At 49.6% G+C, this 1,569-nt stretch carries 1 protein-coding gene; it reads right to left on the bottom strand.

The window, feature by feature from the left end; genetic code table 11:
- Positions 1 to 14: 14 nt before the first annotated feature.
- Complete coding sequence (locus JUF21_RS11880) at positions 15 to 1,433, bottom strand: IS5 family transposase (RefSeq protein ID WP_019863889.1); 1,419 nt, start codon at positions 1,431 to 1,433, stop codon at positions 15 to 17.
- Positions 1,434 to 1,569 lie beyond the last annotated feature (136 nt).

Here is a 1,569-nt window from a genome sequence, read left to right on the forward strand (position 1 = left end):
TAGTCAGTACTGAACTAGGCTGCTGACTTTGACCGTTCAGTGATGACTTTATAGTTAATTTGATATGTTTTGCCGGCTCTGTGGGTAATGACGGAAATTGGTATAGAAAAAATACCCAAAAGAAGCATGAGGTTAGCCAACACAATAGCTGAATCAACTTCGACCACCAGAGATTCAGCGGTTCTTGTGTTCACTAAATCAAGCCCAAGCGAGCCTTTCAAGAAGGCAAACTTGCGTTCAATCGCACCGCGTCTGTTCTCCGCATCAGTATCCAGCTTGCGCTGCTTGGCATCTACATGCTTCGGCCGGCGGCCCAGCTTAGGCCCACTCAGTTTGATGCCCAGCTCCTTGCACAATGCAATATTCGCTCGGGTTCGGTACAGGGTGTCAGCTAGTACCTCATCGGGATACTGCCCCAGTGTATCCCAACAATGATCGAGGGTTGCGGCCAGGTCAGTGCTTTCGTTAAAGCTCTCGAAGTCAAAACGCTCAACGTCAATGACCCCGTCTAAAATTGAACAGTCAATCTTGGCCCCGAACTCAACGCGTGCCTTAGCTTTACCGCGAACAATCGGGTGAATATACGGCTGACTGAGGCTGACAATCCGGTCAGGAACACTATGAGTCTTGTTGTCGTACATGTATCTTTGTTGCTCGTAGACCTTACGGACAACTGCGAGCCGGTTGATTTGCCATTCTGTCAGATGTGCTTCTCCGCCTTGGCTCAACAGTTCATCCACGTAGCGCAGGTCTCGCCGAATGTACTGCAGCTGGGCTTTAATCTGCTTGCGCCGGGCCTTGGCCTGACGGCCAGGGTGGCGTGAATATTCAGTCCATGTTGCCTTAGCCAAGCGCTTATAAGTCCGCGGGATTGCAACTTGTAGCCCTTGCGCCATCTTAAGCACCATCTCCTCAAGGTTCAGCCGAGCTTTGTTTAGTAAGGAGGCATCTTGAGGAAACTGAATCTTGATCGGCACGGCGGTGGCATCAGTAATCAGCACGTGAGCTCCGGGCACAATCGCTTCTAGCTTCTCACGGACTTCATCAGTGATGATGTTGCGAATCAAGTCGGAGATCTTAGAGGCTCGACGGCGGAAGTAGGTCAAAGTTGAGGCATTGAAAGGAATCTTGGCCTCGTAACGTGTTCTTCCCATGAAGTACTGAAACGCTGGCGTGTCGCGAATGGCCTCCACCAGCTTCGCGTCTGATAAATGTGTCCGCTGTTTGATCAGCTCGGCACCGTACAACTCGCGAAATGGTTTTGCAGCACGTCCGGCACTCTTATTAAAGACAGATTGGTATGCTTCATCCAGCTTCTGCCATGGAATGAGCGAGGCTAACTTCACCCACTCGTTATCAGGACTGAGTGATGTGCCCAGGCCGCAATCAAACGATTCGAAAGATAGTTGAACGTCAGTATGCCGATAAACCATGGATAAATCCTCCGTTACGAGATGACAAGTGCAAGGGAAACTGCCAAAAACAGGAAATTCCTCTGCATTCATTATACGACAGTAACGGAACGGTTCCCATGAAAACAAGGCACTTACAAATATTCAGTATCCACTA

The sequence above is a fragment of the Lacticaseibacillus sp. 53-4 genome (genome assembly GCF_016861805.1).
Lineage (GTDB): Bacteria > Bacillota > Bacilli > Lactobacillales > Lactobacillaceae > Lacticaseibacillus.

Coding starts and splice junctions, on each gene's coding strand:
- JUF21_RS11880 (WP_019863889.1), bottom strand. CDS start 1,433: ATGGTTTATCGGCATACTGACGTTCAACTATCTTTCGAATCGTTTGAT.